General features: G+C 36.5%; 7 protein-coding genes. All 7 read left to right on the top strand.

The features are described 5' to 3' along the window. Positions 1–563: DNA/RNA non-specific endonuclease (locus tag QM460_RS10020; RefSeq protein ID WP_414290021.1), on the top strand; the 563-nt coding region annotated here is incomplete at its 5' end. Positions 564–573: 10 nt separating this feature from the next. Beyond that, positions 574–1,023, top strand: a complete 450-nt coding sequence (locus tag QM460_RS10015) for a hypothetical protein (RefSeq protein ID WP_050077965.1) — start codon at positions 574–576, stop codon at positions 1,021–1,023. Positions 1,024–1,033: 10 nt separating this feature from the next. Then, positions 1,034–1,594, top strand: a complete 561-nt coding sequence (locus QM460_RS10010) for a hypothetical protein (RefSeq protein ID WP_049537693.1) — start codon at positions 1,034–1,036, stop codon at positions 1,592–1,594. 18 nt (positions 1,595–1,612) lie between these two features. After that, positions 1,613–3,982 (top strand): MobP2 family relaxase, encoded by a 2,370-nt coding sequence (gene mobP2, locus QM460_RS10005; protein WP_414290020.1) that lies wholly within the window; start codon positions 1,613–1,615, stop codon positions 3,980–3,982. Positions 3,983–4,098: 116 nt separating this feature from the next. Further along, entirely contained in the window at positions 4,099–4,359 is a 261-nt protein-coding gene (locus QM460_RS10000) for a hypothetical protein (protein ID WP_261053589.1), read from the top strand. Positions 4,360–4,370: 11 nt separating this feature from the next. Beyond that, positions 4,371–9,236, top strand: coding sequence for a PBECR4 domain-containing protein (locus tag QM460_RS09995; protein WP_414290019.1), 4,866 nt, complete (start codon positions 4,371–4,373; stop codon positions 9,234–9,236). Positions 9,237–9,397: 161 nt separating this feature from the next. Next, a partial coding sequence (locus QM460_RS09990) for a toprim domain-containing protein (protein WP_414290018.1) occupies positions 9,398–9,725 on the top strand: 328 nt, incomplete at its 3' end.

Below are 9,725 nucleotides of genomic sequence, written 5' to 3'. Positions count from 1 at the left end.
TTGTCGTCAATGAAAAATCACAATTTACAAAAGACGAATTGAGTTTAGAAAATGACAGCTGGGAAAAATATTCTGATCTAGATTTTTTAAATCGTGTAGGAATTGCTGAAGCGATGTTGGGAAAAGAATTGATGCCAACTGAAGATAGAGAATCTATTTCGTCTATCACGCCAACAGGATGGAAAAATAAAAAAATAATTTTCAACGGGAAAGAAGATTATTTATATAATCGTTCTCACTTAATCGGTTTTCAATTAAGTGGAGAGAATGCGAATGCTAAAAATTTATTTACAGGTACACGTGCTTTAAATGCAAATTTTGAAGATGAACAATCATCAATGGTTTACTATGAAAATAAGATTGCTAACTACATAAAAAATACGAATCACCATGTCCGCTATCGAGTAACTCCTATATTTAGAAATGTGGAATTAGTTGCTAGAGGAGTTCGTATGGAAGCACAGAGTATTGAAGATGATGAGATCTCATTTGATGTATATATCTTTAATATTCAACCAGGATATAAAATCAATTATTTGACAGGATCATCTCAGAAAAATTGAGGAGGGAAAAATGAATCCAAGACTTAGCTTATATTTTAGCGAAGAAACACATGAAAAATTTAAGGAAATAAAATCCTACTTGAAAGAATCGTCTGCTTTGCAGAAACAGTATCGAAATAATTCAGCAACGCTCGTTACTTTGATTGAAGTTTTTTATAAACTCTTTATTGAATTAGGAGAAGGAAAAAATTTCTATGAGCGACTGACTCAGCTGGAAAAAAATTTGGGGGATGGCTTTGATTCTGGAAATGACAACAAGGCAATTCATCGTCAACTTGATCAAATTCTTTATTTAACACTAACCAACTTTCATGCTATTACGAAAGATGATTTTGATGTTCAAGATTTGGAATCTATTCATTCACGACTGGATCCTACACAGCATGAATTAATGGCAAGAATTAACGATGTCATTCAAGAAGATGTTGCACGTGGTCAAACAATCAAACATTCTCATTGAGGTACAGTAAATGGTAGATGTTGTTGAGATCTATTTAGAAACAGGAGATTTTCATGAAGCGGTGAGACAGTCAGGGTTGCCTACTCATATAGCTCATTTGAAATTGATTAAGAGTGGCTGTCTGAAAATTCAAGATAAAATTCAGTATGGTTCTAGGACAGCTAAGCTTGGGGGACTGGCCGAGGAGCTTTTTCAAAAGTATGTTCCAGATGCAACGGATGCGAATAAGTATTTCAAGAAAAATAATCCAGTATATGATTTTTGGCTAGATGGTCTAACGATTGATGTAAAATACAGCTCATTGTATAAAAGGAAAAACGGGAACTCCCATCACTGGCAATTGAGAACAAAAGGTAATCAAGATTTTATTGTCGCCTTTTTAGAACGAGAAAGTGGTTCAGAGTTAGAAAAACCAAATATCTTATTGATTCCCATGCAATTTATTGAAGAGCAAAAAGAATTACATATTTCTCAATCAGGACGGTGGATCAATGATTTTCAAGTTGAACCTGAAGAATTACAACCGTTATTAAAAGACTATGCTCTTTTAAGAAAAAATGGACTATTTTAATTCAAAGAGAGGAAAATAATGAACGTATCTTCTAGTCCAAGTATTACCTTCATGCTGCAATACACTGAAGCAAATAGTGGCTTTGTAGACTACACTAATAGAGACGAAGCTGTTGAGGTTGATAACGAATTAAATTTAGAAACACACAGACAAAATATCGAGTCTCTAACTGAAGATGAACTACAAAAAATTCAAACTGAAGTTCCAGAAACGAAACTAAATTTTCAGGAATACATTGATTATATGAATCGCTCTTATGCTACTGAAAACCAAAATGAAGAGATGACTGCGATTTTTACAAAAGAGGCCAATTACTTGCAGCGTAGCAAAGTAACTGAATTGAAAAGTAAGTTAGAACAGGCTTATCAAAATGGCTCTCTTCTATGGCAAGGTGTTATCTCTTTTGATAATGATTTTTTGGCCAAAGAGGGATTATATGATCTGGAAACTGGGAAAGTCGATCAGCAAGCTATCAAGTCGGTCATACGTGAAGCATTACCAAGATTGATTGAAAAAGAAAGCTTATCCGACTCATCATTTTGGTGGGCTAACATTCACTTGAATACGGATAATATTCATGTGCATTTTGGTTTATCAGAAGTCGAGTCTGCAAGAGAAAAAATTTTCTATCGACCTCGTGGACGAATGGAGTACAGAGGGAACTTTTCCCAAAAAACCATTGAGCGTTTTAAAAGTGATGTTTTTCATGGCTTGTTGAATGAACAGACTAGAGGAATGATTGTTAGACGAGAACAAATCTTGGCCAATATCAGAAGTGAGTTGATCAATTCTGTATTTAGAGATCAGATGGTGCGTTCTTCAGCTGAAAAAAATTTTTTGGAGCAGGCTTATAATCATTTGCCTATGGATAAAAAATGGCGCTATGGATCAAATGCAAGAGATTTTGCAGTCAGTAAATTCTTCCTTGACCGCTATCTGGACTCCTATTTAGAAAATGATGGGAAAGAGCTCTATCAAGAATTTCTGAAAGAAACGAAGGAGTTCCTAGAAACCTATAGAGGAGCTTATTCGGCTGGAAAAAAATCAACCTACGAGAAGATTCGGAAACTTGACGGTCGTGTTGAGAAAACACAACAGGAGGCTGCAGGCTATCATCTGCAGCAATTAATAGCGAATCGAGAGAAGGAGTTGAGAGAACGACTAGCAAATAAAATCTTGCACCTATTTCGTGAGAATGCTCCTGAAATAGCTGACGTTCGGCTGGAAAAAAATTTGGCCAATTTCTCAGTAAAGAATCAAAAATTAATTTTAGCCCAGGATCCTAACGCAAGTGTCATCAAAACACTAGATGCCTGGAAAAAACTGGGTTATGATTTGAAAGATGGAGCAAAACCTATTGAAATCACAAAACCAGTCTATGCTGCTTATGATAAACACGGAACAGGTTTGGGACGTCCTGAATATGTTAGGGAATTAGTTTATGATGTGAGTCAGCTGAAAGAAGACTTACTGGAGAAGCAACTTACTTTAAGAGACTTGTCGCTATTTTCTTCAGCTGATTTGAAAGATCTTGTAGAAGCAGCTAAAAAGAAAAGTGATCGATCATTAAAAGAGCGCCAGGAGTTAGGAACATTTCGCTATGCTTTAAAATTGAGTTTATTGGAGGAAAAACAGAGTAGTTTATTAGTTCGTAAAACTCTTTTTGATCAAATTCAACCACTTGAAACCGATAAGCCATTTGTTGAATTGAAAAAGAAAGAAATTCAACAAAGACTGAAGCTGACTGAATTGCAACTGACTCCAAATTATAAACTAAGTGAAGCAGACCAATCTCTAAAACAATCTCTTGCTAACCAGTTTGAAGATAGTGTTTCATTTTCAGTAGGAAAAGCTGATTCATTAGCAATTCAAGCACCTATTAAACGTTTGAAGCTAGAATTAGTGGCAGTTCAACCTCTTCAAGATGAAGGAGTGCTGACTATTCTAAAGGGCTATCCTGTGACGAAAGATAGCTATATAGAAGAGCTACAGACCCATATCTCAATTTTTCAGCTGAAACATCAGATTTACAGTCGAAACAAGGAAATTTCACAAACGACTGATCAAGCGATTATTCAAAAATTAAAACAGGAGAATGCGAAAGGATTTTCTGAACTCAAATCACTCTATCAAAAAATATTACCAGAGGAAGAAAGCAATCAGAAAAGTCAGTTAGCTCAAGCTGTTTCACATAAAATGCAAGAAAGGAAGAACCTGCAAAGAAAAAACGTCCAACAATCCCAAGGTAAAGCAATCATCAATACAGATTTCATGAGAAATTTGACTAATTCTCTTCAAAGGGCTCAACGTGCAAATAAAAAAGCCCTCATGGAACGTGAGAGAAGCGATGAGAGGCAAGAACTGGAGGAAAAAGGACACAGTATATAAGAGTCATTGTAAAATCAATGGCTTTTTTTGTTGAAAATGGGAATCTATTGTCCCTTTAACTGTGATTCCTCAGTTATTACGTAGAATAAAAGGATAAAAGAGAAAGGAGTAGAAAAATGGAGCTAGTATTTCCAGATGTTGCAGTTGAAGACTTTGACTTTTCAGCCGAATGGTTAATTACGGCAATAAATGCCGATAGCAAGCAAGTGCATTTTGAGGGTCAAGGAAGAAATTCTGATTTAGAAATGGTTCTAGATTTTAAGGAAAACTCTGAGCTATTTGAATCTTTTTCAGTAGGGGAATTGGTTCACTTAGAGCCAGAATCATTTATACAAGCAGAGAAAGAACCGTACAAACCACAGTATGAAGGATTTTAAGGAGATTTTATATGACAGAACAAGAATCAAGACGTGGTAAAAGCCGTAGAGAACGTGTTGAATTTGCACGTTCTAGAGATATTTTGGATGTTGCAAACGAGCTTCAGATGGAGCTAGTTCGTTCTGGACGAGACTATCGATGGAAAGAACATGATAGCCTAGTTATTTCACCTGATAAAAATTTATGGAAATGGTTCTCTAGAAATACAGGTGGGGATGCGATTTCTTTAGTTGAAACGATAAAGGAAGTAGATTTTAACCAGTCTGTAGATTTTTTAAATGATGGAAATTTTAAAGAGTTTCAAATGGTTGAAAGACCTCAAGAAGATTTTAAATACTATCTTGAGAAATACGAGCAGCCGTTTTCAGATGGAAGAGATTATCTGCGGAATCATCGTGGGCTATCCGATGAAACGATTGATTATTTTTTGAAACAGGGTGTTTTAGCCCAAGCTAATGCCAAACTTGACTACTTTGCGGAAGGTAATAGCGGAAATTCAACAAATGCGATTGAGCCAGTTATTGTATTCAAGTCCCTTTCTTCTTCAGGTGAAGTTGTTGGAGCCTCTTTACAAGGAATACAGGAGAATTGGGAGAAGTGGCCAAAACATGGATATGCTAAAGTGATTATGAAAAACTCCGATCCTATGACAGGTATTCATGTTGATATTGGCAGTCCAAAACGATTGATTTTCACTGAGAGTTCAATTGATTTAATGTCCTACTATGAATTGCACAAGGATAGTCTTCAGGATGTCAGATTAGTTTCTATGGATGGTTTGAAAGAATCGACTATTGGCCGTCATCTATCTCAAATTCAGGCTGAAATGTCAGGAAAACCACTAAGATGGACACCTGAACAAATGGCAGACGGACTTCAAGTAGCTATTGATCATCACTTTTTTGAAGATGGGAAAAATGCGGATTTAATCACCCTAGCTTTAGATAATGATAAAGCAGGTAGAACATTCATTCAAGAATTGGAAGCAAAAGGAGCTGTTATCAATTCGGATCTACCAGGACTAAGATCAGGACAAGATAAAACGGACTGGAATGATGTTCTAAAGAGTCAGCATGAAGAAAAATCTGATAGTCGAAAATCAGAATATGAAGAAATGGCTGAGGCAACTTTATCAGAATCAAGTCACTTTCCTGATACCAGCCACCTTTCTCCTGAAGATGCGGAGTGGCTTAAAGAAAATTGGAACAATATTTCTTTCTCTATTCAGTCAACTAGACCCTCTGAAACAGATCTAGCTGCGGAAGAAAAGCATTCTCCAGGCAATCAAGAGTCTATTAGGAATATAGAGGAGAATGCTGGAAGATTGATGAGCTATGAAGAGGTAAAACGTGAAAATGAAGCATTAACAAAGAGTTTAAATAATCGGATTCAATCTGGAGAATTATCAATTGAATTTGCACCAGATTTCTATCTGTATGATGTCTTTGCGAAGTTAGGAAATAGCCATCCTACAAAATATCTCAGCGATAAAAAAATGGAAGTGTTGTCTCCCATTCATTCACTTTTGACCTCTATTGATGATCAAACGATTGATTTATACAAGAAAAAAGGGACTCCAGAGCAAGATTCCTTGTATCAAGCATTGAAACCTCATCAGAGAACTTTGGGAGTAGATATTTCAACCCGTTTTATTGGTGAACTTGCAATAGCAGCCTACAATACCAACAAGCAGATAGAAAGCCTTTCAAGTGATAGTTTTGGCGTCTATTTTAATGAAAGAACCCTTGATAATCTGTCACAATCGGTTGAGCGAATGTTAGAGTATCCATTGATTGAATCGGGAATAAGAGACTTTTCCTACGGTTTTGTGACAACACCAAATACATTGTTTCACTATCTGGAAGAACAAGAGGGAGAAGTTGTTTTAAATCGAGAATTATTGGATAACTTGACGTCACGTCTTGAGACTCATCCTATTAAGATAATGGAAGATTCAGAAGAAAAAGAAAAGTCTCTTGAGGATGGACAAGAGACTACTGATAATTCTGAACAAAACAAAAAGGTTGAGACAAAACTCGGGGATTTTCCTGAAGAAACTCAGGGGGCAGCACCTCTACCAGAAGCGAATGTATCGCAACCTTTGAATGACCTGTCACCAAGTCAAACTCGATCTCAACCTTTACTTCATTTTAGCATAAATGAGGAAAGAAAGTCAATTCATAAGGATAACTACCATCCTATTTCAGATAAAGACTTGCTGAAACTAAACAGATATGCTCCTCATCTTCAAAATGCTGCTCAATGGTACTTAGAAAACATAGCAGACTCACAAGTGATCTATTTTTACCAGGATGGTGCAGATACGAATAGTGTTGCTATTTCTTATAACAAAGAAAGCTTTATGCACTTAACGGGTATTTATCCTTATAGAGAAGGGCAAACTGCAGAACAAACTTTATTGGATTTTGCTACTGGAAATGGACAATTTGATAATATTTTGATTGCCAACAGAGGTGCTGCATTCGATAAGTTGAAAGTTCTCCCTGAATTACCTACCATGGTAGACGCAGAGTCCTTTTATTTTGGAGACTTGTCAGATGTAGAAAAGTTTCATACCCTAAATTTAGATAAGGCAATTCGCTCAAATGATCAAGATGTTTTACTTGCTTTTCGGACAGTAGATGGCACGGTTCTGCCAGCTAGCCTTATGCGATTAAGACAAAGTCTTAATCTTCTACTAAATCAGACAAACCAGGAAAAGATTATTTTAGGTGTCTTTAGAGAGCGAGATGGTCACATCGATCAACTCTCAATCAATGAGGAATATGTTAAAGACAAAGGTGCAGAAATGCTGTCAGTTTTGAAGAATAAGCAGTATGAAGAAGTTTCTAAAGAGATTGAACAAACAACTCCAGAGAACACCCTGAATAAACCCCTACTTGATTCGGCTACGTTTACTCAAGTCTTAGATACTGTCTATAATTTAGGTGTGCCAGGTGACATCTCAAAAACTCCAGAAGAATTTCATCAAGCCTGGAATCAGTATCTTGACTATGAGAAGCAGCATAATGATAAATTTGATCAGATTGTTGCTGCAGCTCGTGAAGCTCATCTCCTAGATACAAATTCAGATTTTTATAAAGAATGGATACAAGATCATATCTATAAGGAAAACTACCATGTACGCCTTCAATGGTCTGAGGAACGCCCAGAAGGCCCTATATTGCCATTTAAAGAGACAGAGCTGATATCTTATCAAGATTTCGCTAGGGAGCTATATAAGGCCAATCAGGACTTTTATCCAATTCATCAAGAAGGAATGAAACAAGTAACAGCAGGCAATACTGAAGGCTTTATCCCTCCTACCAAAATTAAGTTTGATGTCTATGCTCCAGGTGGGAAAGTGATTAAAGAAGGAATTCGATATGATGTTGGAGATGAGACTAAACCAATTTCACAAATGCTAGGATTAGGATATCGTCGACTCAACGGTCAATCTGAACTAGCATTGATGGATGAAGAAATTCTTTCTCAGCTGGAAAATAGAGTGGTGAATAAGGAAATTTCCCTGGAAGCAAATGAATCGGCTCGATTGATAGGAGAGGGAGAATCTCAAACACTTGATACAAGAGAAACGGTAGCTTTTCAATCTTCTAAGCAAGAAACTAAAAATAATTTTCTTCAGCGTGTAGAGGAGATTCTAAAAGAGGAACCTATTTCAGAATTGGAGACTCCTGAAGTAAACCCAAGTAGTATTGATTATGCTACTTTAACGCCTCATGAATTGAGTGAGGTTGCTTTTCAAAAAGTGAGAGAGTATACAGAAACACCAGAACGGTTAGAAGAGTATCTGAATTTTATGAGTAAGTTTCCAGAACTCTCACCTAGAAATGTAGCGTTGATTCAGGAACAGTGGCCAGGAGCGAATGCAGTCGCAACCTATAATCAATGGCAATCTATGGGGGAAGTTCTTGGAATTACTTCAGATCAGGTATTTGAAACTAGAAATACATATACCAATAAAAAAACAGGTCGAACAAGAGAAGTTGTTCATAACAATCTTTCGGTTAAGACAGGAGAAAAATCACATATTACCTTGTTTAGACCTATGATGGTTGAAATGATTCCTGTATTGGATGAAAATGGGAATCAGGTGAAAAATGGAAAAGGAAATCCAAAATATAAAAGATTGTCTGAAGCGACACCTGAAGAAAAGGCTTTAAAGAAAGAAGGAAAGTTAAAATCTCGCTTCTTCCAGGAAAGAGATTCAAATACAGGCTTAGCTAAATTTGCTACGTATAAAGTCTTTGAGTTGTCTCAAACAACCTTGAAGCCTGAATTTTATCCAAAAGCGATGCCAAATCGTCACTATGATTTTAATATGGATCATATTCGTACGAAAGAGGTGCTTGAAGGACTTTCAGACTATGCTAAGGGTATTGGAGTAATGATCTATCAAGATGATGCAAAAGAATTGAAGAGTGCGAAGGGAGCTTTTTATCCAGATGAACAAAAAATACTTTTGAATCCAGATAATACTCCTGGGGAAGTCGTTGCAACCACCATTCATGAGTTGGCGCATGCTAGTCTGCATAATCCTAAATTTGCTAACTCGTATAAGGAAGATGTCTCAAAAGATCGTAGAGAACTTGAAGCTGAGATGACAAGTTATCTCGTTTCTAAGCACTTTGGGTTAGATACCTCTGAGAAAGCCATTCGCTATATGGCAATTTGGACTGATAATTTAACCTCTCTTGATGATCAACAACTAGCGCAATCTATGAAACGTATTCATGGAACAGTCTCAAAAATTGTAAAAAGTGTTGAACAACATACAAAGCCTTACCAGTTAAACAGACAGGTGGTACAAAATCAAAATTTTATCCAAAGCCCAAAGAAGGGGCTTAAGGTCTAGAAAGAGTGCTCTTTAAGAGCCTCTTTTTTGTGTATAAAGTTATATAACTTTATGTGCTGTTTTTTGATACCAACTCGCTCTATTCTTTGTCGATGTCCCTTTACAAAAGATTTTTTAATTATAGCTTACAATGACAGAAAATGAAGTAGAAGGAGAATGATATGGTTATAGTTATTCTGGCTGAAAAAGAGAAACAGGCAGAAGCTTACGCTACAGCTTTGGGACAATTTAGTAAAAAGAAAGGTGTCTATGTCATTAGGCATTCACCCTATTTTCCAGCTGAAGTACATGTGGTGGCTGCTGAAGGGCACCTATTTGAATACAGTGAACCAGACAACTGGTCACTTGATAAATTACCCCTGACAAATGTTTCATTTAAGCAACATCTGAAAGAGGACAAGGGTTCTAGAGAAAAATTTAAGAGAATCTATGATGAAGTGGTAGCAGCGGATCAAGTGATTATTGGGACGGATGCTGATAGAGAAGGAG

Origin of the sequence: Streptococcus infantis (assembly GCF_047464415.1) — a bacterium.
Classification (GTDB): domain Bacteria; phylum Bacillota; class Bacilli; order Lactobacillales; family Streptococcaceae; genus Streptococcus; species Streptococcus infantis_AE.
The sequence above is the reverse complement of the archived record's forward strand: the minus strand, read 5'-3'. Positions and strand labels throughout refer to the sequence as shown.